The sequence below is a fragment of the Leptolyngbya sp. PCC 6406 genome (assembly GCF_000332095.2).
GTDB lineage: Bacteria > Cyanobacteriota > Cyanobacteriia > Phormidesmidales > Phormidesmidaceae > PCC-6406.
In genome coordinates this window covers 124545-148313 of the sequence record NZ_KI913949.1, presented here as the reverse complement: position 1 = coordinate 148313, position 23769 = coordinate 124545, and the positions used below count along the sequence as shown (strand labels likewise).

Annotated in this window: 26 protein-coding genes; 12 read left to right on the top strand and 14 right to left on the bottom strand. The window is 55.0% G+C overall.

Going from position 1 to position 23769, the window contains the following annotated elements:
- Nucleotides 1-330 precede the first annotated feature (330 nt).
- From LEP6406_RS0200720 to LEP6406_RS29880, 3 genes are all read right to left on the bottom strand, one after another.
- A complete protein-coding gene (locus LEP6406_RS0200720) occupies nucleotides 331-1617 on the bottom strand; it encodes a hypothetical protein (protein ID WP_008308041.1) in 1287 nt (428 codons plus the stop codon).
- 321 nt (nucleotides 1618-1938) lie between these two features.
- Complete coding sequence (locus tag LEP6406_RS29885) at nucleotides 1939-3090, bottom strand: S-layer homology domain-containing protein (protein ID WP_008308043.1); 1152 nt, start codon at nucleotides 3088-3090, stop codon at nucleotides 1939-1941.
- A 72-nt stretch (nucleotides 3091-3162) separates the two neighbouring features.
- Nucleotides 3163-3594 (bottom strand): hypothetical protein, encoded by a 432-nt coding sequence (locus LEP6406_RS29880; RefSeq protein WP_155834600.1) that lies wholly within the window; start codon nucleotides 3592-3594, stop codon nucleotides 3163-3165.
- Nucleotides 3595-3733: 139 nt separating this feature from the next.
- Here LEP6406_RS29880 and folD point away from each other — a divergent pair, with 139 nt between their 5' ends.
- From folD to LEP6406_RS0200680, 6 genes are all read left to right on the top strand, one after another.
- The gene (gene folD / locus LEP6406_RS0200705) at nucleotides 3734-4624 is read left to right on the top strand and encodes a bifunctional methylenetetrahydrofolate dehydrogenase/methenyltetrahydrofolate cyclohydrolase FolD (RefSeq protein ID WP_008308047.1); all 891 of its coding nucleotides are present in this window, start codon (nucleotides 3734-3736) and stop codon (nucleotides 4622-4624) included.
- 45 nt (nucleotides 4625-4669) lie between these two features.
- Entirely contained in the window at nucleotides 4670-5590 is a 921-nt protein-coding gene (gene crtE / locus LEP6406_RS0200700; protein WP_008308048.1) for a geranylgeranyl diphosphate synthase CrtE, read from the top strand.
- Between the two features lie 146 nt (nucleotides 5591-5736).
- Nucleotides 5737-6192, top strand: coding sequence for a divergent PAP2 family protein (locus LEP6406_RS0200695; protein ID WP_008308051.1), 456 nt, complete (start codon nucleotides 5737-5739; stop codon nucleotides 6190-6192).
- 939 nt (nucleotides 6193-7131) lie between these two features.
- A complete protein-coding gene (locus LEP6406_RS26080; protein ID WP_008308053.1) occupies nucleotides 7132-7788 on the top strand; it encodes a hypothetical protein in 657 nt (218 codons plus the stop codon).
- Between the two features lie 475 nt (nucleotides 7789-8263).
- A complete protein-coding gene (locus tag LEP6406_RS0200685) occupies nucleotides 8264-8842 on the top strand; it encodes a helix-turn-helix domain-containing protein (RefSeq protein ID WP_027268720.1) in 579 nt (192 codons plus the stop codon).
- A 17-nt stretch (nucleotides 8843-8859) separates the two neighbouring features.
- Nucleotides 8860-9465: a transposase gene (locus tag LEP6406_RS0200680; protein ID WP_027268719.1), complete on the top strand. Its 606-nt coding sequence runs from the start codon at nucleotides 8860-8862 to the stop codon at nucleotides 9463-9465.
- A gap of 45 nt (nucleotides 9466-9510) precedes the next feature.
- Here LEP6406_RS0200680 and secG read toward each other — a convergent pair whose 3' ends face one another.
- Nucleotides 9511-9753: a preprotein translocase subunit SecG gene (gene secG, locus LEP6406_RS0200675; protein ID WP_008309513.1), complete on the bottom strand. Its 243-nt coding sequence runs from the start codon at nucleotides 9751-9753 to the stop codon at nucleotides 9511-9513.
- 177 nt (nucleotides 9754-9930) lie between these two features.
- On the opposite strand from secG, the gene LEP6406_RS0200670 reads away from it, so the two are divergent.
- Complete coding sequence (locus LEP6406_RS0200670) at nucleotides 9931-10905, top strand: ATP adenylyltransferase family protein (protein WP_008309511.1); 975 nt, start codon at nucleotides 9931-9933, stop codon at nucleotides 10903-10905.
- Nucleotides 10906-11012: 107 nt separating this feature from the next.
- Here LEP6406_RS0200670 and LEP6406_RS0200665 read toward each other — a convergent pair whose 3' ends face one another.
- The gene (locus LEP6406_RS0200665; protein WP_008309510.1) at nucleotides 11013-11318 is read right to left on the bottom strand and encodes a Mo-dependent nitrogenase C-terminal domain-containing protein; all 306 of its coding nucleotides are present in this window, start codon (nucleotides 11316-11318) and stop codon (nucleotides 11013-11015) included.
- A 565-nt stretch (nucleotides 11319-11883) separates the two neighbouring features.
- Nucleotides 11884-13275 (bottom strand): hypothetical protein, encoded by a 1392-nt coding sequence (locus LEP6406_RS0200660; RefSeq protein WP_027268718.1) that lies wholly within the window; start codon nucleotides 13273-13275, stop codon nucleotides 11884-11886.
- A gap of 405 nt (nucleotides 13276-13680) precedes the next feature.
- Here LEP6406_RS0200660 and LEP6406_RS0200655 point away from each other — a divergent pair, with 405 nt between their 5' ends.
- A complete protein-coding gene (locus tag LEP6406_RS0200655; protein WP_008309506.1) occupies nucleotides 13681-14214 on the top strand; it encodes a hypothetical protein in 534 nt (177 codons plus the stop codon).
- A 182-nt stretch (nucleotides 14215-14396) separates the two neighbouring features.
- Here LEP6406_RS0200655 and LEP6406_RS0200650 read toward each other — a convergent pair whose 3' ends face one another.
- On the bottom strand, nucleotides 14397-14750 hold the full coding sequence (locus tag LEP6406_RS0200650) for a Spx/MgsR family RNA polymerase-binding regulatory protein (RefSeq protein ID WP_008309504.1): 354 nt from the start codon (nucleotides 14748-14750) through the stop codon (nucleotides 14397-14399).
- Nucleotides 14751-14984: 234 nt separating this feature from the next.
- Nucleotides 14985-15209 carry a Calvin cycle protein CP12 gene (locus tag LEP6406_RS0200645; protein WP_008309502.1) on the bottom strand — a complete coding sequence of 75 codons (225 nt, stop codon included), beginning with the start codon at nucleotides 15207-15209 and terminating at the stop codon, nucleotides 14985-14987.
- A gap of 638 nt (nucleotides 15210-15847) precedes the next feature.
- Between LEP6406_RS0200645 and LEP6406_RS0200635 the strand changes: the two genes are divergently transcribed.
- Together LEP6406_RS0200635 and LEP6406_RS0200630 are read left to right on the top strand one after the other, a co-directional pair.
- On the top strand, nucleotides 15848-17104 hold the full coding sequence (locus LEP6406_RS0200635; protein ID WP_008309499.1) for an FIST signal transduction protein: 1257 nt from the start codon (nucleotides 15848-15850) through the stop codon (nucleotides 17102-17104).
- Between the two features lie 97 nt (nucleotides 17105-17201).
- Nucleotides 17202-17345, top strand: coding sequence for a chlorophyll a/b-binding protein (locus LEP6406_RS0200630; protein WP_008309497.1), 144 nt, complete (start codon nucleotides 17202-17204; stop codon nucleotides 17343-17345).
- A gap of 517 nt (nucleotides 17346-17862) precedes the next feature.
- Here LEP6406_RS0200630 and rpsF read toward each other — a convergent pair.
- Nucleotides 17863-18228, bottom strand: a complete 366-nt coding sequence (gene rpsF / locus LEP6406_RS0200625; RefSeq protein ID WP_008309496.1) for a 30S ribosomal protein S6 — start codon at nucleotides 18226-18228, stop codon at nucleotides 17863-17865.
- A gap of 155 nt (nucleotides 18229-18383) precedes the next feature.
- Here rpsF and LEP6406_RS0200620 point away from each other — a divergent pair, with 155 nt between their 5' ends.
- The gene (locus LEP6406_RS0200620) at nucleotides 18384-19190 is read left to right on the top strand and encodes a fumarylacetoacetate hydrolase family protein (protein WP_008309494.1); all 807 of its coding nucleotides are present in this window, start codon (nucleotides 18384-18386) and stop codon (nucleotides 19188-19190) included.
- 234 nt (nucleotides 19191-19424) lie between these two features.
- Here LEP6406_RS0200620 and arfB read toward each other — a convergent pair whose 3' ends face one another.
- Nucleotides 19425-19844, bottom strand: a complete 420-nt coding sequence (gene arfB / locus LEP6406_RS0200615; RefSeq protein ID WP_008309492.1) for an alternative ribosome rescue aminoacyl-tRNA hydrolase ArfB — start codon at nucleotides 19842-19844, stop codon at nucleotides 19425-19427.
- Nucleotides 19845-19948: 104 nt separating this feature from the next.
- Here arfB and LEP6406_RS0200610 point away from each other — a divergent pair, with 104 nt between their 5' ends.
- Entirely contained in the window at nucleotides 19949-21601 is a 1653-nt protein-coding gene (locus LEP6406_RS0200610; protein ID WP_008309490.1) for a cation:proton antiporter, read from the top strand.
- Nucleotides 21602-21645: 44 nt separating this feature from the next.
- Here the strand turns inward: LEP6406_RS0200610 and LEP6406_RS35435 are convergent, their stop codons facing one another.
- The 4 genes from LEP6406_RS35435 to LEP6406_RS33275 all read right to left on the bottom strand — a co-directional run.
- Nucleotides 21646-21867, bottom strand: coding sequence for a hypothetical protein (locus LEP6406_RS35435; RefSeq protein ID WP_008309488.1), 222 nt, complete (start codon nucleotides 21865-21867; stop codon nucleotides 21646-21648).
- Between the two features lie 9 nt (nucleotides 21868-21876).
- Nucleotides 21877-22041, bottom strand: a complete 165-nt coding sequence (locus tag LEP6406_RS35430) for a hypothetical protein (RefSeq protein ID WP_008309485.1) — start codon at nucleotides 22039-22041, stop codon at nucleotides 21877-21879.
- On the bottom strand, nucleotides 22038-22412 hold the full coding sequence (locus LEP6406_RS0200600; RefSeq protein ID WP_008309483.1) for a DUF433 domain-containing protein: 375 nt from the start codon (nucleotides 22410-22412) through the stop codon (nucleotides 22038-22040). The genes LEP6406_RS35430 and LEP6406_RS0200600 overlap by 4 nt, the downstream gene beginning before the upstream one ends.
- A 533-nt stretch (nucleotides 22413-22945) precedes the next feature.
- Nucleotides 22946-23769 (bottom strand): WD40 repeat domain-containing protein (locus tag LEP6406_RS33275; protein WP_162160833.1); only part of this gene is annotated, 824 nt, incomplete at its 5' end.

Below are 23769 nucleotides of genomic sequence, written 5' to 3'. Positions count from 1 at the left end.
TAGGGCTCAATAGTTCAGGTAAACTATCCATGAATGGCCGTAGGTGGCCGAAACGATGACAGTGGCCCGAAACTTCTTTTCTGGTTCCCAGGCTCTGCCTGGGAATCCTCACCGAGGCTCTGCCTCGTCGGGTATCAACTCAAAGCGGGACAAATCTCGTGGGGAGGAGTTAGGAGTTAGGAGCCAGAATCTAGGAGATTACTGGATTCTGACTCCTGAATTCCTCGGAGCCCATATTGTCTCGGCTTACGTTGATGCCCGCCTCGTCGTTAGAAAACGGCAAGAATTACGCAGCAGAGTACTAGAGGGCAAGAATTACGCAGCAGAGTACTAGAGGGCAAGAATATGGGAAACGTCTAGGGAGCCAAAGTTGAGGCTCAGGGCGATATTCAGATTTTCCAGCATATTTACCAACCAACCGACACTATCGCGAGTTGCCGTTTCATAGTGGCTAAACAGAATGGAAAAGCGCCGTTCTAGATAGGGTTTGACCTTACGGCACAGCAAAACCAACTTGAGTAAAACACCTGTCGTCAAGGTTGGACCTAGGTTATTAATCAAATCCAGGAAGATGAAATGGTGAGGATTTCGAGGAGAGTCAACCACTAAAAAGTTGAAAAGCTGACTACAGGTCCGCACCATCAAAAAATCATTCAAGGGCTGCTCTTCATTTTCAACAAATGTATTGTTTAGCTTATCCGAAAGCAGTTTGTTGAATTTTCGGCTGCCATAACCGGGAGCTACGGCATCGGTGATGTACTCATAGAGGCTAGCCTTGAAATCGCCGTAGGTAGTGGCTTGGTGTTGGCGTAGAAAACTCTGGGCAGAGTCCCGATAACTCCGGCCATCCGTACCTTTGCCAGAAAACTGGCGGAGAGAGGATACCAAGTCGCGATCGCTAAGGAGGGTGGGGTTTTCTAGGGGGCGAAGGCGGGCGATAGCGGCAGCCGTCTCCTGCCCTTGGCGCTGGAGACGGGCACGGCGCACCCGGTAGGTAACGTATTGAGACAGGTCAATCTCAAATTTCTGTTGTGCTTCCGCCTGAATACGGCGCACCACCTGTTGCTGCTCTTGGGTGCTTTCCTCATTGACCAGACAGTGCTCGTAGAGATAGGGATACCGCCGGATCAATGTACCGAGGGGGCGTTGGGGGGAATCCTCGACGGAGTCGTTTACATCTACCAACCGAGCCAAACGGCATAGAGTGAGATAGTGTTCCGTATCCGTAAACTGGGTGGCCATATCCCGCAGCTTGCGGGCCTGTCGCGATCGCGACAGTTCATTGACAGGCTGGGTAGGAGATTGTTCAAAACAGTCGATCAGTTCAGGAATCGCAGCCTGTAGCTGGGGTCGCCCCTGCCAGCGATTGACCATAATGTGGCAGCAACGATTCAAGATGTAGCGAAAGTACTGCTCCACATCCTTAGAGGCCAAGATTTCATCCAAAAGTCGGACAACTTCTCGGTCTGGGTAACCAACCCCTTCAATAAATAGGGCACGAAAGCGAGCAATCACCTCCTGCGGAGCTTCCTGCTCCATGCACCGCAGCCAGTGATCGTATAGTGCCTGTTCCTGTGGGCTGATCGAGCGGCTATGGTAAGCCGACCAGGTGTTCATGGTGCTCAGGCCCCTACTTGGGCTTCATGACCTATCATCTTTATTGAAATACCTGAGGATCGTAATCGGTTAGACCCAACCCATCGGAATCCTAAGATACATTCTCTAGGTTAAAGAGTCCTAGCCCCGAGATCGTCAGTTTTTATACCGCTTCTTTGCACCCATAATTTCTAGGGTAGTGCGTGGATGTTCGGGCTCAGCGCTTGTATCCACTCATTCATGTAAAAGTTCTATGAATTCTTCGTCAGGAGAACACCTCTGGCTGCCGTTGGAAACCTTCCACCTGATACCAGCTAACTCTGGGATTAGGCAGCACTGAAATCAGGGCTCCACTCGGACGTAGCCCCAGATACCGCCAACGGTGGCGGTGTCATAGACGGGCACCTGGCCTAGGCCAATGCCGCTGATGTATTCAATGGTGCGGGTATGGAAGGGGCGCAACCACAATCCTTCCGGAGGATGATTTAGGGTCACCGCTGAGGTGGCGGGGATATAGCCAGGGGGCGGTTGTACTGCGGTGCCAGTGCGGTCAATGAACTGGGGCTGTCCTTGCCGGGTGACCGCAGCAATACCTGCTTTGAAGTCACTGGCTTGGTCGTAGTCGGCGGGGATCGCCAGTGCTCCTTGGGTATTGATGTAGCCATAGCGGCCATTGACGGCGGCTACTGCGAGTCCTTCGGCAAAGGGACGACGGCCTCCGGCTTCGGGGGGAATGGCAAATTGATCGCCAGCGGCGATGTAGTCTAGGGGCACGGTGCGGGCAAGTCCCAGGGCTTGACACAGGAGGGCGGCAACTTCTGCGCGGGTGGTGGTGTGGTTGGGGCGCAGACGGCGTACTTGGGGTGGGTTGACCGCTAAGCGCCCTAGGGTGGCGGTGGCGATCGCGGGTCGGGCATAGGCGGGAATCTCGGCAGCGTCGTCAAAGTATCGAGTCAGTACCGCCTCTGGGTGCTCGGCCTCGCCATAGCGCATCTCTTGGGCTAGGACTGCGATCGCTTGTATCCGAGGAATTGCTTGCTGGGGGCGAAAGGTACCGTCGGGGTAGCCTACAAAAAAGCGTCGGCCACTGGCCCGCTGAATTGCTGCATACCCCCAGTAATGAGTGGGGACATCGACAAAACGGATGGGCTCTGGAGTTGGGTGATGAGGAGAATGCCGCGCTGTCCCTGGAAGGCGGGGATCCTCGTAGCCATAGGAAAAGTCCCGCTGTGGTCCCCCTAGGGGCGCGGTTGCAGCCTGGAGCCAATGATCTTCGCGGGGAAAGGCATTGAGTAGGAAAACGGCATACTCCGTCCGCGTCACTGGGACCTGGGGCCGAAAGGTGTTGTCAGGATAGCCGCTGATTTGACCCGCTGCCCGGAGCTGGTCAATGCAGGGGCGCGCCCAGTGGTTGCTGGTATCTTGAAATGCGATCGCGCTCCCCATGGCCATGGCCCACAGGGCGATCGTTCCCCCCACTACTTTTTGAATCATTGCTATTGCTATTTTTAGGCTGGTGATGGGTTAAGACATTTTTGGTTCCGAAAGGGACATCCCACAGGCTGGTCAGCCAAGGTCTAAAGCAGACCTGATGATGCGATCGCGTTCCTGGAGATAGCGCTCGCCGCGATCGCGGCCCTCCACCAAAATTTGTTCATATTGCACCTGCCCCTGGAGCCGGATCATCGTTTCCAGATCTGGCGGTGTCTCTGTCGTAAGAACCCATACCGATCCGGTATCATCGGTGAGCTGATAGAGCCCGCCCACCGAGAAGGGGGCTACATGGGTCACTTGACCCTGAATCGTCACCAGACTGCCGATGCTCTGTTGAGCTAGGGCCTCCACCGCCAACGGGGGCTCCTGAAGCTGGGCTATCGGCAGTGGCAAATTCAGCGGAGGCAGTGCTTCTGTAGACAGCCCCCAGCCCCCACAGGCCAACAAGGTTGGTATGAGCAGCAGACTACCCAGCCTTAGGGGGTGGCGAAGAAAAACAGCCATAGCCATAAGTTAGCAATCCCTAAATTCCCGAAATTTGAGACACTACTAGGGCAACCCACACCCTAGAGTCGAGAGCCGCTGAGCAACCCATTGGGCTCCATACTAGATCGTTCACCCGTGGATGTGCCCCTTTCCTGCGATGACTCAGATTTTGGATGGTAAAGCCCTTGCTGATCGCCTTCAGGCAGACCTGAAACAGCGGGTCACGGCCTTGATCCCCCAGGTGGGGCGGCCCCCAGGTCTAGCAGTCATTATGGTGGGGAACAACCCCGCCAGTGCCGCCTATGTCAGGAATAAGGAGCGGGCCTGCGATCGCATTGGCATTGCCTCCCTTGGAAAACACTTGCCGGAGGATACGTCCCAATCCGATCTCATGGCCCTGATTCAGGAGTTGAACCAGTGCGATCGCGTCGATGGTATCCTGCTGCAACTGCCCGTGCCGGAACATTTGGACACCATCGCCCTGCTCAATGCCATTGATCCCGACAAAGACGCCGATGGTCTTCACCCCGTCAACCTTGGGCGACTGGTACGCGGGGAAACGGGCCTGCGGAGTTGCACGCCAGCGGGGGTAATGGCCCTCTTGGCGGACAGCGACATTGAACTAACGGGCAAACGTGCGGTGGTCCTAGGGCGCAGCATTCTGGTGGGCAAGCCCATGGCCCTGATGTTGACCGAAGCCAACGCCACGGTCACCCTGGCCCATTCCCGCACCCCCGACCTACCTGCCCTGGCCAGAACGGCGGATATTTTGGTGGCGGCGGTGGGGCGACCGGGAATGGTCACCGCCGACTATGTCCAACCCGGTGCAGTAGTGATTGATGTGGGCATCAATCGAGTTCCCACCCCATTGGGGAAAGGCAAGCTGGTGGGGGATGTCAATTCTGCCGCAGTGCAGGGGATCGCCGCCGCCCTAACTCCAGTTCCAGGGGGAGTCGGACCGATGACGGTTGCCATGCTCATGCACAATACGGTATGGAGCTATTGTAGGCGTGTTCTGGGAGCCGTCTCCCCCGACGCCCTGCCCTAGAATATGGACCCATACGGCATTAGAACGGCAACTCGGACCCAGAATATGGTGACACCCCCTTCTACGGATACCCTTCCCCAGTCCTTTGATCTCAAGACCTACTTGAGCGATCGCCAAAAACGAGTGGAAGCCGCCCTCGATGCTTCCCTGCCCCTGGCCTACCCCGAGACCATCTACGAGGCCATGCGCTATTCCCTCTTGGCGGGGGGCAAGCGACTACGACCGATTCTCTGTCTAGCGGCCTGTGAGCTGATGGGGGGCACCACTGCCCAAGCTATGCCCACCGCCTGTGCTTTGGAAATGGTCCACACCATGTCGCTGATCCACGATGATCTACCCGCCATGGACAACGACGACTATCGTCGAGGCCAACTCACGAATCACAAGGTCTATGGCGAAGATGTGGCAATTTTAGCGGGGGATGCTCTGCTGACCTATGCCTTTGAACATATCGCCCGCTACACCACTGATGTGCCCGCCGATCGAGTGCTGCGGGTGATTGCGGATCTGGGTCGCGCCGTGGGAGCAGAAGGTCTAGTGGGGGGACAAATTGTAGACCTCGCTTCAGAAGGCGATCTCGAGGTCACCGTAGACACCCTGAACTATATTCATGTCCATAAAACCGGCGCGTTGCTGGAACTCTCGGTTACCTCTGGAGCCATTCTAGCGGGGGCGGGGGAAACCGCGATCGCAACCCTCTCCGGCTATGCCCAACGTATTGGCCTCGCCTTTCAAATCGTGGATGATGTTCTTGACATTACCGCCACCTCGGAGGAACTGGGTAAATCAGCCGGCAAGGATCTCCAGGCCCAAAAAGCCACCTACCCCAGCTTCTGGGGCATTGATGAATCCCGACGTCAGGCCCAGCAATTGATTGATGAGGCCAAAGCAGCGGTCCTACCCCTAGGGGCAGACTCTGCCCCCCTGCTGGCGCTAGCGGACTACATCGTTGCTCGTACCCACTAGTACGGAAAGGCAGAAGTAAGTAGGGCTGTGCCCGTGCGTAGCAGGCAGAAGGATGAAAAGGAATTCCTCGTCTCGCGAGGGCTCCCGGTCCATCAAATATGTGAGTTATTTATGCTGTCGAGTCCTAGCACGATCAACCAGAACCCATGGAAGACCTTAACAACATCCTCCAAAACCGCGTCCTTATCGTGGCCTTGGCCGCTTGCCTCTTGGCCCAAGTTCTAAAGGTGGTTGTAGAACTGGTTCAGCACCGTAAGGTGAACCTGAGGGTACTAGTGGGAACTGGGGGGATGCCCAGTTCCCATTCCGCCCTAGTTACTTCCCTCGCCTGTGGCATCGGTCAAACCTTGGGTTGGAATAGTCCCTTCTTTGCCGCCACCACGGTCTTCGCCGTCATTGTCATGTACGACGCAGCGGGGGTCCGACAAGCAGCGGGCAAGCAAGCCAAAATCCTGAACCAAATCATTGACGAGCTCTTCAGCGAGAAACCCGAGTTTAACGAAGCCCGTCTCAAGGAACTCCTGGGTCATACCCCAGTTCAGGTGATCGCCGGATCAGTTCTGGGGTTAGTGATCTCCTTCCTTGCCGCCCCCGCCTACTAAAAAGCGGGCAGGTTCAGGGCGCTTTGGCCGCGATCTCTAGGGCGATTTTCTGGGGATCACAGACTTTCCTAATGAAGAGTCATTATTTTTACTAAACAAGCATCGAATCAGCCGCTATTCTAGTTCTATGGCACTTTTATGAATTTCCCTGGTAAGGCTTACAAGCCATGGAAATGCTGGCTAAGGCAATGTAATTCAACAGTAAACCAGAGGCGCAACCCGTCCAAAAGCTACTGTCACCTCCGAAATTCACGAATTTTCCTAGGGATTTGCTCTGTCAGCGAAAATGCCAACCTTACCGGCCCCTACTTCAAGCTATTTCCTAGGAAATCCGATTGTCCTTGGCAATCGGAGCTCCAAGGGCGTATGGACAATCAACGGCGACACCCTCACCGGGCAGGCATGACCATGCCCGCTTTATTGAATCAAGCTAGGGGCTATAACCGCCCCATAACCAGGAATCTGGATTTGATTGTCCACAGCCCCTAGTTCAGGAATTCACCGCAGGTCACGGTCGGTTATCCCCATAATCGCTAGGAAAACAGTCTCCAAAGCACTCGGATCCAGATAGGTTAGCCCTGTAAAGGAAGGTGTGAGGCGCAATTCCGCTCTTAGCCTCCTGGGGCTTAGAACCTATCCGAATACCCTGTTTCGGCTGCTGCATATCAAGGGATTGGGAAAGTTTCTAGATAGGGTCTTAGCCCTAGTTAGCGCTGCGGACAGCCACTTTCAACAGTTCAGGCTCGCGATCGCGAGTATCTAGACCGTTGGTATAGGGCTTCACGCCTGGGATCGACTCCATCCTTACCCAATACCATCCGATTCCCGATCCCAGATCCAGAGCTGAGATAGGGGGTTGGATACCGAGCCTGCCCCGGTATGACCAGGAAACGTGCCCACACAATTATCTCAATTGGTCGCAGATAAAGAGCAGCCCCCATGGCAATACAGACATATCAGCAATGGTTAGCAGCAGTGAGCCTAGTGGCGGTAGGCTTGGGCCTAGGGGGATGTCCCCAGAGCAACTGGGGAGCCCTGCCCGATACCAAGGCCGCCGCCTCCGTGGTACAAACCGCCGCAACCAATAAACCCGCAACACCCCCCGAGAAAGCTGTTGTAGCCTACGAAGTATGTAGCGAAGTCCCCGACTGGGTACGTCCCGCCCTAGAGGACCAGCAGCAAGAAATGGGACAAAACCTAAGATACGGTGACGATCTCAACCAAGATCCCCTCCGCAGTCTGGCGGAAAAATTCTGGAACCAGCCCATCATTTCCTTCACGACCTACGGCCTCAGCGCCCGGACCGAGCCCATTAACCTCAGCGGCCTTTGGACTATCGCCGATGAAATGTGGAGCTGCTACGAAGGCGATCGCCCCGAAGCCATCAACCAGGGAGAGATGGCAGAGATCTGGATCATTGGCCATCGCATCGTTAGCTTAGAATGGTCCGAAAATCAGTATCTCCTTAAAGTTGTCCCCACAGGCCAAGGGGTTCAAGTTGTCCAATTCGAGCGCTACGAGGCTAACGAAGCGCTGCCCCTTGTCATCGTCACCGCCGAGGGAGATGCCCTCTCAGCCGTCTCCGGAGACTGGTGAAGGGCTAGTACAGAAAGGCAGAAATAAGAAGGCAGAAGTGTGTCAACCCATACCAAGCGATCATTGCGTAGGCTGGGTCAACCGAAGGGCGACCCAGCAAAGGGGTGATAATCAAGGCTGGGTCAGCGTACCTTGACCCAGCCTACGGGGCTAGCTGGCTGGAAAAAGAGGGGCCGGAAAGTCTTGTTCAGCCTCCCCCTCTCAGCGACTAGTACGGGGCCGCTTAAATAGCCTTACCGTTTTCTAACGACGAGGCAGAGCCTCGGTGAGGCTTCCCAGGCAGAGCCTGGGAACCAGTAAAGAAGTTTCGTAGGGTGAATAACGCTAAGGCGTGGCTTCGCCCACGCGAAGCAATGCACCGCAGAAAGGCAACGCCTAGGGGAAATGATCACAGGATTTCCGCCCCAGAGTACTAGTACTGGGTGGCTGAAATGACCTTACCATTGAGAGGTAGGGTAAAGAGGACTTTTCTACAATGGCTAGACTGACTGCCGCCAGGCTCACTTTGAGCGAAACGGAGCGGAGCGACTTAGAGCAATTGATTCGACGTCAGCGGACGTCACAGCAGCTCGCTTTGCGCGCCAAGATTATCCTCACAGCTGATGAGGGCAAAGGCCATGGCGAAATCGCCCGAGACTTGGGGGTCAGCAAAGAGATGAGTCGCCGCTGGCGGGGGCGTTGGCTGGAGTTGAGTCAACAACAGGTCGCTGTGGAAGAGCGCCTACAGGATGTCCCTCGTCCCGGGGCTCCGGCTACCTTTAGCCTCGAACAAATCACGCAACTCTATGCCCTAGCTTGTGCACCGCCCGAGCAGTATGGCCGCCCCATCAGTCATTGGACCCCTGGAGAACTGGCCGATGAACTGAGCAAGCAGGGAATTGTCGAGAGTATCAGTCCCCGTCATGTGGGCCGACTGTTGGCCGAGGCTGACCTCAAACCCCACCAGAGCCGTTACTGGCTCTCCCCCCCCCCGACCCTAACTTCGAGGACAAAGTCAAAGACATTTGCCAGGTCTACGAACAGGCTGCCACTCGTGCCGAACACGGCGAGCTGACCTTCAGCCTGGATGAGATGACGGGAATCCAGGCTCTGGAACGGACGATGCCTGACATCGCCATGAAGCCGGGACGCTGTACCCGCATTGAGTTTGAGTATATTCGCCATGGCACTCAAACCCTGATTGCCTCATTCAATGTCGCTACCGGACAGGTGGATCAGGCCACCGTGGGAGACACCCGCACCGAGCAAGACCTCGAGAGTCACCTCAGAGCCTTACTGGCCCAAGTTCCAGATGCCTCCAAGATTCATCTGGTCATGGATTGCCTCAACACTCATCAATCGGAATCTCTCGTCCGACTGGTGGCGGAACGCGAGGAAAAACCGATTCATCTGGGCCAGAAAGGGAAGACGGGCATTCTCCTGTCTATGGCGACCCGAGCGGCGTTCTTGAGCGACCCCAGCCATCGACTGGTCGTTCACTTCACCCCCAAGCATTGCTCCTGGCTCAATCAAATTGAGCCTTGGTTCTCCATCCTGGTACGTAAGCTACTCCGACGTTCGAGTTTTACCAGTCAAGCCCAACTCAAGGCGAAGATTTTAGCGTTTGTCGATTACTTCAATCGCACCATGGCTAAGCCCTTCAAGTGGAACTACACGGGTAAGCCCTTGGTCGCATAAATGCCTTGGCCACTTCCGCCAAGCAGTACTAGGGCGCTGGTTCATCTATCCTGCCGGGACATTCAACCAGCCTGCACTGAGAATGACCGTAAGCCCCATAAACAGGACTGTCAGCGTCCAAGTTGCGCGGTTGAGGGTGATTTCAGCACTTTTGGTGCTGGTGAACAACTGAGCCTGCCCCCCCAAAGCCCCCAAACCGTCCCCCTTGGGGCTGTGGAGCAAGACCAAGATAGTCAGCCCAACGGCGGAGACCGCCCAAATAATCTTCACAAGGCTCACAATCGTCATAGCAGGATCCATTTAATGTTCGGCTACTACTCGGCCCAGGCCCAGACTTTTTTCCATGCTGGGATTGGTGCCTCTTAGAATCTTAATCCTATCGCGGGACGAGCGATCCCATGGGGACCAACTTGGGACCGCCCCACTACTGCTACATTACCCATAGGCATTCGTCAGTCCCCACCCATGGATTCAGCGGCTATCCTCACCCCCGGCAACCTGTGGACTGCGGCTCAGCAGACAACGGACCGGGCCATCGCCTCCGGGGCGCTCCAGTCCATCGCCACAGATTTCACCCTACTAGAAGAAGGTGGTATTCCCTTCTTGGTGAGGATTTTAACCAATCTGATCCGCAAGGATATAGCCCAGATCAAAGCCCGGAAAGATGGGGCTACCCAGCCGTCTAATCCCTTTCTGCCCTATGAGCTAGACCTGTGGGTGGGTCACTTTTCCGAGAGCCACACCTGTCTCCTTAACAAGTTCAATGTGGTAGATCATCATCTCTTGATAGTGACCCGTCATTACGAGGCCCAAGATACCTGGCTCACAGAGACAGATTTCGCTGCCTTGGCCATAGGCTTGGCGGGCATTGACGGATTGGCTTTTTACAATGGCGGCCAAGCGGCTGGAGCCAGCCAGCATCACAAGCATTTGCAATTGGTACCACTCCCCATTGCCCCGGCTGGACCAACGTTGCCCATAGAGAGTTTGGTCACTGCCACCCAGGTAGACCATCCCGTAGGGAAGGTATTTCCCCTCAATGTTCCCTTTCAGGCTTGGGCCGTGGGACTAGGGGTGAACTGGGATGCTGGAGAAGCCGTTATAGCTTTGAAGGGCAACACCAGTTCTTCAGAAGAATCTATGGCCAGGACTATCGCGCCTATCCTACTTCGCCACTACCAACAACTGATGGCAGCCATTGGCCTCACCCTAGAGGCAGCGATCCCCGACCGTCCTTACAATCTCCTCGTCACCCGTCGCTGGATGTTGGCGGTACCTCGGACCCAGGACCGCTACGACACGATTTCCGTTAACGCCCTGGGGTATGCTGGGTCGCTTTTGGTGCGAAATGCCGAGGAGCTGAAACGCCTAAAGGCCATAGGGCCTTTAGGGTTGCTCACAGCAGTAGGGCATCCGGTGCGAGGGCGTGTGGACAATTGACGGGGAAATCCTTGCGGAGTAGGCATAACCACGCCCGCCCTACTGAATCAATCCAGGGGCTGTAATCGCCCCATAACCAGGAATCTGACTTGGATTGTTCACAGCCCCTAGATCAAGGCTGAAATGTCTTCACCGCACTCGTCAGCCAGATAACAGAGGGCTCTAAACCGCAGGCCCATCAGCTCATCGTAGAGGGGATTCAGCTTACACAGGGGGGGGACGTGGGCAACCCGGTATCCCCACACCATGATGTCCTGTTCAAAGGGGCACTGGGCGGGAATGAGATGGGCAAGGCGGCGAGCATGGTGAGGATGCTGAATGGAGTAGGTGTTAATCCAATTACGAAGAGGCTGAAGCAGGTCTGGAATCGGGTACTGGGGGGCACCCTTGGAGCTGGAAGCAGAACTAATCATGAAGAGTCAGCTCAAAATCTGCAAGAACCAATATTTCAAGATTTATCAAGTGGCTCTTTTAAAAGAATAGGAAACCCATTCTGGATTTAAGTAAAGCTCGGACAAAGAATGGTTGGGGCTCGCTAAAGCTCCAATGAAAATTTTGCCTACGGATAAATGCTAGCGCTGTTTTTTGCGATTGTCGGGTTTATAAGTCACAGTTTTATCCAAAAGTGCTGTGGAATAGAGAAAAGTAGGACAGGTTTGCGATTGGCCCATCCTCTATTGAGTCAAGAAAATATCAGGCCCTCCTAAAATAGAGTTTTCTCTTGCCCAAACTTGTCCAAAAGGTTTTAGCAAGCTTCATCCGCCTGGTTTTGTATCCTAGTTAACAAATGATTTGAGAATTTTTGGCACGTTTTGGAATCATCTTGCTCCAGAGTCTCGGGCATCAACGTAAGCCGAGACAATATTGGTTCCGAGGAATTCAGGAGTCAGGAGATTTGTCCCGCTTTGAGTTGATACCCAGAGTCTCGCCACCATCACTGCTGCGGGGCAGGGAGAATTTCCAGACCAGCATGAGGGATTAGGGGCTGGTGGTAAAGCTGTCAGAGCGGAAGGGGTTAGGGTCCAAGGAGTCTTTGTCAGTTTTGGAAAACTGGGGTATGCGCAGTCTCAGAGGGCCATACAGACCACTTTCGGGAGCAAAGGGTAAGGGGACTTTTGGGGCAATGAAGGGGTCAGGGTTGAAGCTGGGTGAGGTTTCTAGGGCTGCCTCTCGGTCGGGGCTGGGGCTGGAATTTACGCGGGAACTGACGCGGGAATCTGAACTAGCATCTTCAGCGACTGCTGGATTCCCCTCTGGACTGGGCTCAGGGTGCTCCTTGAGGACTGCATTGGAGAGCGTAGCTGCGTTGTTCCTATCAGGTGGAGAAACCTCGGACGATACGAGAGGGGCAGTAGGTTCTTGAAGATGCCCTCGCCAAGTGGTTGCTGTTGCGATCGATTGGGGATGAAGATCGCTCTCAGGGCTAATCTGTTGGGCAACTAAGAGGGCTGGGTATAGACCTACGGCTCGGGCAGTGGTGGATTGTCCCTCTTCTCGCAGACTGGCTAGGGCCAACTGCCGTGCCTGACAGAGCCAGATCAAATCTTGGGCGGCTTCAACACGGCCTGGATACTGGCGCACTTGCTCGGCTAACTGTAGGGCTCGGTTGAGTTCTCCGGCATACCAGTACTCTAGTGCCCGGTCTAGCAATTCATCACTCCAGGCATCTAGTTGGACCTGGGCTGATTGCCAGAGATAGGCATCTGGGGGCACGGTGCTGCCTAGGGCGATCGCAGATCCTAAGTTGTCATCTCCGCCTAAAAAAGCAAGATGGCTGGCCTCGGTCCAAGTTTTACTCGCCCGCCGTTCTAGTTCGATTTGGTGGGTCAGACGCGGCACTAGGCCCGTTTGCCAGACCTGCCCCTCTAGAGACTCCATGGCCTGTCGCGCCTGAAATGCTCCAGCCCAGTCCTGTTGTTGGAGGGCAGTTTGGGCTTGGGCATAGGGGATATGCACTTGGGCATAGCGGAGCTGCTGCCAGATCTCAATCTGGTGTTGAGCGGTGCCATAGTCTGGACTGATGGGGGGAATTTGAAACCCTAGGGCCAGGGCTCCATCCAGGTCTGCTTGAGCGGCCCTAGTTTGAGCGGCCCGCAGAAGGGGACTAGACCACTGGCTCAGGAGGGGGCGCATCTCCCCAAAGAGGGGGTGGCTGGGAGACCAGTCAGCGATGATTTCTAGGGCTGCTGCTAAATCCGGGAGCTGGCCACCGCTAGCTACTTCTTGGGCGCAGGAAAACCGAGTGCGATCGGAAATCCATCGTCCCATCAGACGATCGCAGGGTAGTTCTGGGGCAATGTGAATTAAGCTGCTGTAAGCTACCAGTGCTGCGGTGCTGGTGGTACAGACGGCGACAAAGGATAGGGTCATCCAGTTGCAAAACCCGCGCCATATTCCCTGGGAAAGGGGAGGGTATATTAATGGGCTCGGAATTGCCTCGGTCAGGGGTATAACCCCCAGCAGGGTCCGCCAGTGCTGATCGGTTGTTTCCGGCGCTGGCCAGGGTTGAGCATAGGGCAATCGATTTACGGGGGAAAAAGAAGCCAACATCGTTTTAATCGGGGGACTGGCCTTTCATTTCTTCCCTTCACGGGTCTAGTCCGGATGAGACACAATCCGAAATCCTGCGATCGCACCTCGTATTCCACCCCGTAGTCTGTAATCTCCTGGGTCGTTTTTCCCTGGGGACGCTGCACGGCTCCACCGCCCTCCAAAACCGCCCAATCAAGACCGTTCTCCGGCAAATCTATTGATCATTGACTGATCTATTGACCTATGAAAAAGCCCTCCCTACGTCTCTTACTCCTGAGTTTGCTCATGGCGACGGCCTGCAATACGGCGGCCCCCGAAATCCAGGAATTCACCTCTGAAACCGGAGGCTTTGCCATTTCTACCCCCGTCACCTTGAGTGAGGCGAGCCAGTCAGTCGAAACTCAGGTGGGTAACATTGATATCTACACCTTCACCGCAGAGGAGCCTGAGGCAGCCTATGTGGTGGCCTACTCAGACTACCCCAGCGAGATTGTGGCCCAGAGTGATCCCACCGCCATGTTGGATGGCAGTCGTGATGGAGCGGTTAATAATGTGGGCGGAACTCTAATTAGCGAAAACCCAGTGGAATTGGCGGGCAATCCGGGCCGAGCCCTGGTTATCGATACCCAGACAGAGACAGGGGCAGCAGCAACGGTCAATGCCCGTCTTTATCTTGTGGATAATCGGCTGTATCAAGTACTGGTGGTTGTCCCTAAGGATCAAGAAGGCAAGGTAGATGTCCAGGGCTTTCTGGACTCTTTTACCCTCTCTGAATAGGACATCGGATAGGGCATCGGGGTATCAACGTAAGCCGAGACAAGATGGGCTCCGAGGAATTCAGGAGTCAGTACTCTCCTAGATTCTGGCTCCTAACTCCTCCCCACGAGATTTGTCCCGCTTTGAGTTGATACCCCAAGGATGTAGAGACTTTTGTCAGTCAGTCAATGAGGGTATCGGCACTAGCTTAGGATGGCCTGCAATTGCGCTTCTGTGGCTCGGAAGCCGACTAGTACCGCTGTGCCATCCTGGACAAATAGGGGACGCTTAAGCAGCATGGCATCTTGGGCAAAGGCGGCAACCCAGTCCGCATCAGACCAGGTTTGCTTTTCCTCCCCGAGGGCACGGTAAGACTGCCCGGAGGTATTACGCATCGGTTTAGCCCCTAGGGTGGCAACCCAGTCTTGGATCAGTGCTAGGGCGGGTGGAGCTTCCTTCGTGTTGATGAATTCGTAGGCGATACCCTGGCGATCGAGCCATGCGATCGCTTTTTTGCAGGTGCTACAGGTGGGAATGCCGTAAACCTGAAGAGTCATAGCATTGGGATGGAATCTGGAGACGCACGGATGCTGCCCGTTGGCAGAACTAGGGCGTGTGGACAATTAATGGAGAAACCCTTGCGGGGTAGGTCTTGCGGGGTAGGTAGGTATGACCACGCCCGCCCTACTGAAGCAAGCTAGGGACTGTAACCGCTCTATAGCAAGAAATCTAGCTTTGATTGCCCACAGCCCCTAGTATGCACGTCTCCACATCTGGCATTGCCAAGGGCTTTAGTCTTCGTAAATCCGACACTCCGCCGCTTCGGGATTGTCATCACAGAACTTCTCAAGGGAGGTCTGAGGTTTCTGCTGGTTCCGCTGGTGGGCTGCTTCCGCCTGTAGCTCCTCGACCGCATCCCACGCTGCTGCGCATTCTTGGGAATTGCTACCAGAGACATCACAAGCGTCACGGGCGCTCTTCAGTTCCTGCTGGATTTTTTCTTGAATATCGCTCATAGGACCTCTTTGAACTCGTTCCACAGCCTTTCTGGCTAGCCAGGAAGCCGTAGTATGACAGCATTAAGACAACGGGACGATTGTCCCTGAATCAGTGTAAACCCCAGCCAAACTGGATGTCGGTCTAGATTCTAGTCTGGATCATAGGGGAGCTTGTCCAGGCAGCACCCTATATTCATGAATCCTTTAGCTCAGCCATACAGGCAAATAGGATTTAACTAGACCATACCGTGCCTTTTGCTTTGGCCTATGTGAGGACATCCGCCCCGACGACTGCGGTGAACCGCCCCATCAAGGAAGTCATCGGTCCTTCGGAAGGGGGGTCAACGTAAGCTGAGACAATATTGGCTTCGAGGGAGACAGGAGGCAGGAGGCAGGAGATTTGTCCCGCTTTGAGTTGATATCCCTCAGCAGGAGTCCAGAGGCTTCCAGGGTCCAGGAAGATTCCAGAGATGATACCCCCACGGCAAAATGGAAGAAAATGGAATTTGCTAGAAGGGCCATTGCTGACGCATTTCTAGGGTTGGGGGCGGCTATCTATGACCTGGGTTTCAGATCAGATCTGAAACAGGAGTTTAACTAGAGCCCACTAACCTGCCTACAATCGTCAGTGCGAGGTTTATACGGAGGTCGCGATCATGCCCACACCTGCCGAGCCCATGCAGTGGGTGAGTGCGATCTCAACCCAAGTCTCCCTAGAGGCTGCTGTGGAGGAGGTGGTTGCCCGCACTCAGAGACAACTGACGGCAGCCCCAGATTTGGGGTTAGTCTTTATTTCCTCGGCCTTTGCGAGTGAATTTTCGCGGGTGCTACCGCTGCTGCAAACTGCTCTGGAGATTCCCACGCTGATTGGCTGTAGCGGTGGTGGCGTGGTGGGGATGGATTCGGAAGAGGATGCTCTGGAGGTGGAGGATGCCCCGGCCCTCAGCTTGTGTTTGGCCACTCTGCCGGGGGTGACGGTACAGAGCTTTTATCTCAAGGAAACGGACTTGCCGGATTTGGATAGCCCTCCCGATGCCTGGGTAGAGGCTGTGGGGGTGGATCCGAGGGTGGATCCTCAGTTTATTGTGCTGGCGGATCCCTTCTTTTCGGGGGTCAATGACCTGTTGCAGGGGTTGGATTTTGCCTACCCCAAGGCGGTGAAAGTGGGGGGGCTAGCCAGTGGCAGCAGTTGGCAGCGCCATGGTGGGCTCTTTTGCGATCGCACTTACTACACCGAAGGGGTTGTGGGTCTGGCTCTATCGGGTCATGTGGTTCTGGAGGCGATTGTGGCCCAGGGCTGTCGTCCTATTGGCCAGCACTACCGGGTGGCCGCCGCCGAGCGCAATATTTTGCTGGAGCTGGAGCCGCCAGACATCCTCGATCGTGATCCCCAGCCCGCCCTTGCCAGCCTCAAGGCCATGCTGAATGATCTCAGCGATCGAGATCGGCAACTGGCCCAGCATTCCCTGTTCATCGGCATTGCCCAGGATGGCTTCAAAATTACCCTTGGCCCTGGAGACTTTTTGATCCGCAACTTGCTGGGGGTAGACCCTCGGGTAGGCGCGATCGCAATTGGCGATCGCGTCCGTCCAGGACAGCGTATTCAATTCCACCTACGGGACGCAGAAACCTCAGCAGAGGATCTAGAAGTACTTCTCCAGCAATACGCCCACCAGTCCACCGCCAGCGCCCCAGTGGGAGCCCTCATGTTTTCCTGTGTAGGGCGGGGCCATGGGCTCTACCAAGAGGCCAACTTTGACTCCCGACTCTTTCACCATCACCTTGGCCCAGTGCCCCTCAGTGGATTCTTCTGCAATGGAGAAATTGGTCCCATCGGCGGCACCACATTCCTCCACGGCTATACCTCTGTGTTTGGCCTCTGCCGTCAGCCCAGTTCTCAGGATGACTTTTGAAGAAATGTTGCACATTCGCGAAAAAATAATTAACATGTCTTTACAAGGGTGGTAAACGCCCTTCATCTCATCCCTTGAAGTACAAGAGGTCTCCACCATGACTGAAGAGCAAGCCAAATTTGGATTTACTCAATTCGCAGAAAACTGGAATGGCCGTCTGGCCATGCTGGGCTTCACCATTGGCCTAGCCACTGAGCTGCTAACCGGCCAAGGCATCCTGTCTCAACTGGGCCTGATGTAATTGATATAGCTTTGGCCAATTTGCTTTAGACACCGAGAACCTTTCGGATACTTGGTGAGCAAGCAAATTGGCTCCTAATGTTGTCCCAATCGGACTGCGAGTGCTATGTCGTTCTTTTTTTGGGAATAGCCTGGGTTTTGATCTTGCCAGAGCTGTTCCCCCCAGCCTGCTATTAGCCAATAGCTTGGCAATCTTAGGAAACTACAGTCAGAGAAGTTGGGGGTAGGCAATGCCTACCCCTTTTTTGTGTCTAGTTTTTGTGTCTAGTACTGGGCGGTGCAAATACTCTGACCGTTTGATCGTGTTACACCTCGGCCCCTCGCCCTCTCCCAGGGGGCGAGGGGACCGGAAAATGTTGGGGTGATGCGGCAATGGTGTGCTGATTTACGCCCTGCGGTACTAGTTTTTGTGTCTAGTTTTTGTGACGGGTATCAATAGTCCAAAGACACGAAAGTCCAAAGACACGAAATCCCCCAGAGTTGGGGGATTTCAGGGATAAACAGGGGGGCGTGATCCCTTAGGCGGCACCCACTGGGGGGGCCACAGAATCAGAGGCATCAACGGGCAAATCCTCCACCTCAGGAGCATCTACGTCCTGCTTCACGGTGAGATAGCGCAGAACCACTTCACTGAGACGCATCGCCCGCTCCAGAACCGCCACGACCTTACCAGGGCCGACATAATCCATCTGAATATAAATACCTTCCCGGTGCTTCTGGATGTCGTAGGCAAGGCGGCGCTTGCCCCGGTGCTGGGTCTCTAGGATTTCAGCATCCTGCTCTTGAACAATCGCCTGGAATTTACCAATGGCCTCATCTACGGCTTCTTCCCCGATGTCGGGCCGCAGAATATACATGGTCTCGTACAAAAACTTCTTCGACATGATGATGAATTGGATCCTTATGGGCTAATGGCCTTGATTCCAGGGTGGTATTTTGACTAGAGCTACCGCGATCGCAAGCCGAAAGCCATGACAAAACCAACGTTTCTGGGTAAAGGCAAGGATTTACAATCATACCAGGATTTAGAAGGGGTTATATGGCGCAGCGGTACGTTCGAGTGCAGTCCCAGTCGGGTCAACTACATTACGGTCTTTTACAACCCGATCGCAGCATTCAGGTTTTGGATGCACCCCCCTGGCTCCAGGGGCAGGTCACCGAGACCACACTGCCTGCCGATAGCTATCAACTACTGGCCCCCTGCGCCCCTTCTAAAGTGATCGCAGTCGGCAAAAACTATGCCAAACACGCCGCAGAGATGGGGGGCGATCTGCCCACGGAACCGCTGCTTTTTATCAAGCCCTCTACCGCCGTCACCGCTGATCGGGCCTCTATTTTTTATCCACCCCAGTCCCAGCGGGTGGACTATGAAGGGGAATTAGCCCTGGTAATTGGGGAATTGTGTGTGGACTGTACGGAGGCCGAAGCTCGCGAGAAGATTTGGGGCTACACCATCGCCAATGATGTCACTGCACGGGATCTCCAGCGGCGAGATGCCCAGTGGACCCGTGCCAAGGGATTTGACTCCTTTTGCCCCCTGGGGCCGTGGATTGTGCGGGAACTCAATCCAGAAGCTCAGATTCAGAGCTTTTTGAATGATCTACCGGAACCGGTACAATCGGCACCCATCAGTGACATGGTGTTCAAGCCAGAGGTACTGGTGGCCTACATTAGTCAGGTCATGACTCTGTTGCCAGGGGATGTGGTGCTGACGGGGACACCGGCAGGGGTAGGTCCCCTACAAGTTGGCGATCGCATTCGCATTGAAGTCGAGGGTATCGGCTCCCTGGAGAATACCGTCGCGGTTCGTATCCTGCCGCCTATTGCCACCCCTCTACCGGAATAACCTGAGACAGACGTGGACGTTATGGGGGTATCAACGTAAGCCGAGACCATATTGGTTCCGAGGAATTCAGGAGTCAGGAGTCAGAAGCCAGTACTCTCCTAGATTCTGGCTCCTAACTCCTCCCCACGAGATTTGTCTCGCTTTGAGTTGATACCCCGTTATGGTAATGGCTATCCAGGTTAGGACAAGGGGCTTAAGCCCCTTGTTCGTTAGAGGCTTTGAGCGGTTTCCCCATCACAATTCCTGCTGAATATTGCCCCGCAGCGCCTTAATCTGCCCCCGCCTAGTTTTGCGGTCAAGGCGCTTTTTCTGGGCAGTCCGAGAAAGCTTCGTCGGTTTGCGCGCCTTGGGCGTGACCGTAACGCTTTGGATTAAGTCCTGGAGACGACGGAGAGCATCCTCTCTATTTTGCTCCTGGGTGCGGTGCTGCTGGGCTTTGATGATGATGACACCATCTTTGGTTATGCGCCGATCCCCTAGATTGAGTAGGCGCTCTTTGTACAGGGGAGATAGGGAGGAGGCGTGAATGTCAAACCGGAGGTGGATGGCGGTGGCGACTTTGTTCACGTTTTGGCCCCCTGCTCCCTGCGATCGCACGGCACTGAGTTCAATCTCTCCCAGGGGAATGGCGGTATGGTCGGTAATCTTTAGCATGATTCTAGGAGTGAACTGGGGATGAAAACCGAGGTCAGGGGTGTACCGGGAGAGGCAAATCGCTGCGAGTCACGTTATTCAACGAATTCCATCAACGTGACGTGATGTTAGAAAGCATTATTTGGATTTTACTGATGGGCTTCTTCGTCGGGCAAATCGCTCGACGGCTCAGGGTGCCGGCCCTCGTGGGAATGGTGCTGGCAGGTATTTTATTGGGGCCGCAGGTAGGGAATGTCATCAGCCCAGAGGTCTTGGGCGCTGCGAACGCCCTCCGCACCATTGCGGTCATGGTGATTTTGATGAAGGCGGGGCTGGGGCTAGATCGCGAGAAGCTAGCTCAGCAGGGAACGGTGGCACTACGGCTGGGGTTTCTGCCTGCGACCTGTGAAGCGATCGCAGTGGCCATAGCCGCCATGGCACTGCTCCAATTTGATTTCCTGACCGGACTGCTACTGGGTTGCATTATCGGGGCAGAATCTCCGGCGGTGATTGTACCTGCCATGTTGCGACTCAAGAGCCTGGGCTGGGGCGTAAAAAAGGGAATTACCGATGCCATTCTAACGGGTAGTGCCCTTTCTGATGTGCTGCTGCTACTCGTGTTTAGCCTATTGCTGGCATTTCTTGCCCAGGGGACGGCGGTGGGCATGACCCTACCGGGTGGCATCACCCTCAGCCCAGTGCAGATACTCCCCATCCAGATCATGCTCCAAATTACCCTGGGGGTGCTTCTGGGCTGGCTAACGGCACGGCTATTAGTATCGCTATTAGCGCACCAGAACTGGACCCAAAATGCTGTTCAGGATGCTCTAGTGGGGGCGGGGTTTGCCCTGTTGTTGGTGGTGTTGGCGGAGGGTTTGCCGATTTTCTCCGGCTATTTAGCGGTGATGGCCACGGGATTCTTTTTGATTGAGATGGATGCCCCCCTTGCGCGACGGCTGCGGGGTGGGTTTGATGGTTTATGGACGATTGCAGAAATCATTCTCTTTGTGCTGGTCGGGGCCAGCATTCAATTGCATGTCTTGGGCGACACTGTGCTGGTGGGGCTGCTGGTGTTGGCCATTGGAACTCTGCTGGGGCGTTCTCTGGGCTGGTATCTATCCACCCTGGGCAGTAATTGGACCCTGAAGGAGCGGCTGTTTCTACTGCCGGGGAATTCCGCTAAGGCCACGGTTCAGGCGGCGATCGGGGCGGTTCCCCTGGCTCAGGGCATTGCCGGTGGAGAGACCATATTAGCGATCGCGGCTCTCTCTATTTTGGTCACCGCACCCCTCGGAGCTTGGGCGATCCCCACTTTTGCCCCCAAGCTGCTGGAACTGGGTGAGGTGGACCCGACCAAAGTTGCGATGGCCCCTTCGGGCCGGTCTCTGACCACGGCACAGCCCATTATTCTATTAGCCGCCGTCGATACCTCTCCTCTCTCTACCCAGGTATTGACCAAAGCTGCTGAGCTAGCCCGACGCAGTGATAGCGAAGTGGTGGTGCTCCATGTAATCCAGATGGATGATCCCCAAGGGCTAGCGCAACTACAGCGCGAAGTAAGGCAACGGTTAGCGGATATTCGCCATCGCTTTATTACCACCACTGGCCCCGTACCCGAAGAGATTGTTCGCACTGCCCAAGACTATGGTGTTGCCGAAATTATCATGGGCAAGCACGGACATGGACAAATGAAAGGGGTGTTAGTCGGCTCAGTATCTCAAGCAGTTTTGGAAACGAGTTCTTTGCCAGTTCTCGTGGTTGAAGATCGTGTGAGCTGAGACCTCGGAGGTTTTGGAAACCTCCGAGGTTCTTCACAGTTACATTATGGAATAAAAAGACGACCAACACCCATCCAAATTTCGATATTTAATAAGATTTCGAGAATGCGGTCAACACAATGGTTTCGATAAGTTCGATCAGCTAGAAATCGATCCGCATCCCCAATTGTAATGACAGGCAAGGAATCCAAAGTATTTTCTTCTCGAAGAACTTGTTCTAGTGAGTCTTCACCTTTCATGCTTCGGTTGGCAGTCAGCAAAATCATCTGATTTACTTAAGCAAGTTGCCAAACAATTCGATCACTACTATTAATTGATAGATTCATTTCCTTGAAGGTGACAAAACGAATCGGTAGCAGTTCTAACCAACCTTGACTCGCAATATTGCCCAATAAGATTTCCGCATGTCCCCCCAAGTTATGATCAATCAAGAAGTTCATACTTCTAGCTCATGTCTAGCTTTCTGAGCTTGGAGCTTTTCCCAAAGTGCTTCTCGTCCTGGTCTGGGTAGCATGGCTGAAGCACGAGCAAAATGCTCACGACTACGCTCCTCCCAGTACTGCCGATTTTCTTCGGATTGCTTTAGAACAAGCTGATATTCTGCTTCGACTTTAGGACGATTTGTTTCAATGTAGGATAAGGCAGCGTTAATTTGATCCTCTGTCAAATCAAACAAGGATCGGATAAATTTCGGAGGATAGTGTGCTGTTACATAGTCCATCACATCGTAGAGAGTGATGCGCGTACCAGAAATTGTCAGCCCTCGTTCTGTACGGATGATAGCTGGTTGGTTGTGGGATGCTGAAGTCATATCTATAGCCTCCGAAGTCGCGTAGGAACTAGTACAGAAAGGCGGAAGGCAGAAGGCAGAAAAGCAATTTCTCGTCTCACAAGGGCTCTTGCTTCATCAAATAGGCAAGTTATTTATGCCATCGAGTACTAGTACTAGCCGACGCTCACGGTCGGCACCATATTGCTGCTCATAAAATTGTAGCCACGATCATAGCCAGGGGCGCTGGAGCGCCAAGGGCAGCGTTCCCCCGCAGCGCCTGGGAACGAGGGCAATAAGCCTCAGGGGACGGGTTCCTAAGCGGGATTTTTGAGGGTGACGGAGGACGCTGCTAGGAACCCGTCCCCTCACCCCCTCACCCCACCCTACAGTCGCATCCTGCATTGGGCGCGGAAACCGCGCCTCTACCCCATCACCCTGCATTGGGCGCGGAAACCGCGCCCCTACGTGCAATTCAAAACTCTCTGTCACCTGTCACCCCAATACCCCAACACCCCATCACCCCATCACTCCCCCACCCCCCCACTCCCCTTCGACTCCGCTCAGGGCAAGCCCTACTTCCCCACTCCCCACACCTCCCGCTCACACACCCGCCGCGCCCTCCACGCCACCGCCGGCTCAAAGCTGCTATCTGGGTCGCGCAACACCGAATGCTCCCGCAACTGCTCACACGCCCCCCGCAACCACCCCTGCGGACTTCCCTCCCACAACCGCACCGTGCTGTCCTCGCCCCCACTGACGATGGTTTGGCCATCCCCACTCAACGCCACCGACCAGACCCATCCCTGATGGCCCGTGAAGGGGGTGCCCAGGGCCTCGCCGCTGCGGCTCCACAACCGCACCGTGCCGTCATTTCCCCCACTGACGATGGTTTGACCATTCCCGCTCAACGCCACCGAAAAGACCACTCTCTGATGGCCGATGAAGGGGTTAGCGATGGGCTGGCCGCTGCGGCTCCACAACCGCACCGTGCCGTCATCTCCCCCACTGACGATGGTTTGACCATTCCCGCTCAACGCCACCGAATTGACCGCTCCCTGATGGCCGGTGAAGGGGGTGCCCAGGGCCTCGCCGCTGCGGCTCCACAACCACACCGTGCCGTCAATTCCCCCACTGACGATGGTTTGGCCATCCCCGCTCAACGCCACCGACCAGACCCCTCCCTGATGGCCCGTGAAGGGGGTGCCCAGGGCCTCGCCGCTGCGGCTCCACAACCGCACCGTGCCGTCATTTCCCCCACTGACGATGGTTTGACCATTCCCGCTCAACGCCACCGAAAAGACCACTCCCTGATGGCCGATGAAGGGGTTAGCAATGGGCTGGCCGCTGCGGCTCCACAACCGCACCGTGCCGTCATCTCCCCCACTGACGATGGTTT

Excerpts from the sequence above, each read along its gene's own strand:
- LEP6406_RS0200720 (WP_008308041.1), bottom strand. The coding sequence starts at position 1,617 with ATGAACACCTGGTCGGCTTACCATAGCCGCTCGATCAGCCCACAGGAA.
- LEP6406_RS29885 (WP_008308043.1), bottom strand. The coding sequence starts at position 3,090 with ATGATTCAAAAAGTAGTGGGGGGAACGATCGCCCTGTGGGCCATGGCC.
- LEP6406_RS29880 (WP_155834600.1), bottom strand. The coding sequence starts at position 3,594 with ATGGCTGTTTTTCTTCGCCACCCCCTAAGGCTGGGTAGTCTGCTGCTC.
- folD (WP_008308047.1), top strand. The coding sequence starts at position 3,734 with ATGACTCAGATTTTGGATGGTAAAGCCCTTGCTGATCGCCTTCAGGCA.
- crtE (WP_008308048.1), top strand. The coding sequence starts at position 4,670 with ATGGTGACACCCCCTTCTACGGATACCCTTCCCCAGTCCTTTGATCTC.
- LEP6406_RS0200695 (WP_008308051.1), top strand. The coding sequence starts at position 5,737 with ATGGAAGACCTTAACAACATCCTCCAAAACCGCGTCCTTATCGTGGCC.
- LEP6406_RS26080 (WP_008308053.1), top strand. The coding sequence starts at position 7,132 with ATGGCAATACAGACATATCAGCAATGGTTAGCAGCAGTGAGCCTAGTG.
- LEP6406_RS0200685 (WP_027268720.1), top strand. The coding sequence starts at position 8,264 with ATGGCTAGACTGACTGCCGCCAGGCTCACTTTGAGCGAAACGGAGCGG.
- LEP6406_RS0200680 (WP_027268719.1), top strand. The coding sequence starts at position 8,860 with ATGACGGGAATCCAGGCTCTGGAACGGACGATGCCTGACATCGCCATG.
- secG (WP_008309513.1), bottom strand. The coding sequence starts at position 9,753 with ATGACGATTGTGAGCCTTGTGAAGATTATTTGGGCGGTCTCCGCCGTT.
- LEP6406_RS0200670 (WP_008309511.1), top strand. The coding sequence starts at position 9,931 with ATGGATTCAGCGGCTATCCTCACCCCCGGCAACCTGTGGACTGCGGCT.
- LEP6406_RS0200665 (WP_008309510.1), bottom strand. The coding sequence starts at position 11,318 with ATGATTAGTTCTGCTTCCAGCTCCAAGGGTGCCCCCCAGTACCCGATT.
- LEP6406_RS0200660 (WP_027268718.1), bottom strand. The coding sequence starts at position 13,275 with ATGACCCTATCCTTTGTCGCCGTCTGTACCACCAGCACCGCAGCACTG.
- LEP6406_RS0200655 (WP_008309506.1), top strand. The coding sequence starts at position 13,681 with ATGAAAAAGCCCTCCCTACGTCTCTTACTCCTGAGTTTGCTCATGGCG.
- LEP6406_RS0200650 (WP_008309504.1), bottom strand. The coding sequence starts at position 14,750 with ATGACTCTTCAGGTTTACGGCATTCCCACCTGTAGCACCTGCAAAAAA.
- LEP6406_RS0200645 (WP_008309502.1), bottom strand. The coding sequence starts at position 15,209 with ATGAGCGATATTCAAGAAAAAATCCAGCAGGAACTGAAGAGCGCCCGT.
- LEP6406_RS0200635 (WP_008309499.1), top strand. The coding sequence starts at position 15,848 with ATGCCCACACCTGCCGAGCCCATGCAGTGGGTGAGTGCGATCTCAACC.
- LEP6406_RS0200630 (WP_008309497.1), top strand. The coding sequence starts at position 17,202 with ATGACTGAAGAGCAAGCCAAATTTGGATTTACTCAATTCGCAGAAAAC.
- rpsF (WP_008309496.1), bottom strand. The coding sequence starts at position 18,228 with ATGTCGAAGAAGTTTTTGTACGAGACCATGTATATTCTGCGGCCCGAC.
- LEP6406_RS0200620 (WP_008309494.1), top strand. The coding sequence starts at position 18,384 with ATGGCGCAGCGGTACGTTCGAGTGCAGTCCCAGTCGGGTCAACTACAT.
- arfB (WP_008309492.1), bottom strand. The coding sequence starts at position 19,844 with ATGCTAAAGATTACCGACCATACCGCCATTCCCCTGGGAGAGATTGAA.
- LEP6406_RS0200610 (WP_008309490.1), top strand. The coding sequence starts at position 19,949 with ATGTTAGAAAGCATTATTTGGATTTTACTGATGGGCTTCTTCGTCGGG.
- LEP6406_RS35435 (WP_008309488.1), bottom strand. The coding sequence starts at position 21,867 with ATGATTTTGCTGACTGCCAACCGAAGCATGAAAGGTGAAGACTCACTA.
- LEP6406_RS35430 (WP_008309485.1), bottom strand. The coding sequence starts at position 22,041 with ATGAACTTCTTGATTGATCATAACTTGGGGGGACATGCGGAAATCTTA.
- LEP6406_RS0200600 (WP_008309483.1), bottom strand. The coding sequence starts at position 22,412 with ATGACTTCAGCATCCCACAACCAACCAGCTATCATCCGTACAGAACGA.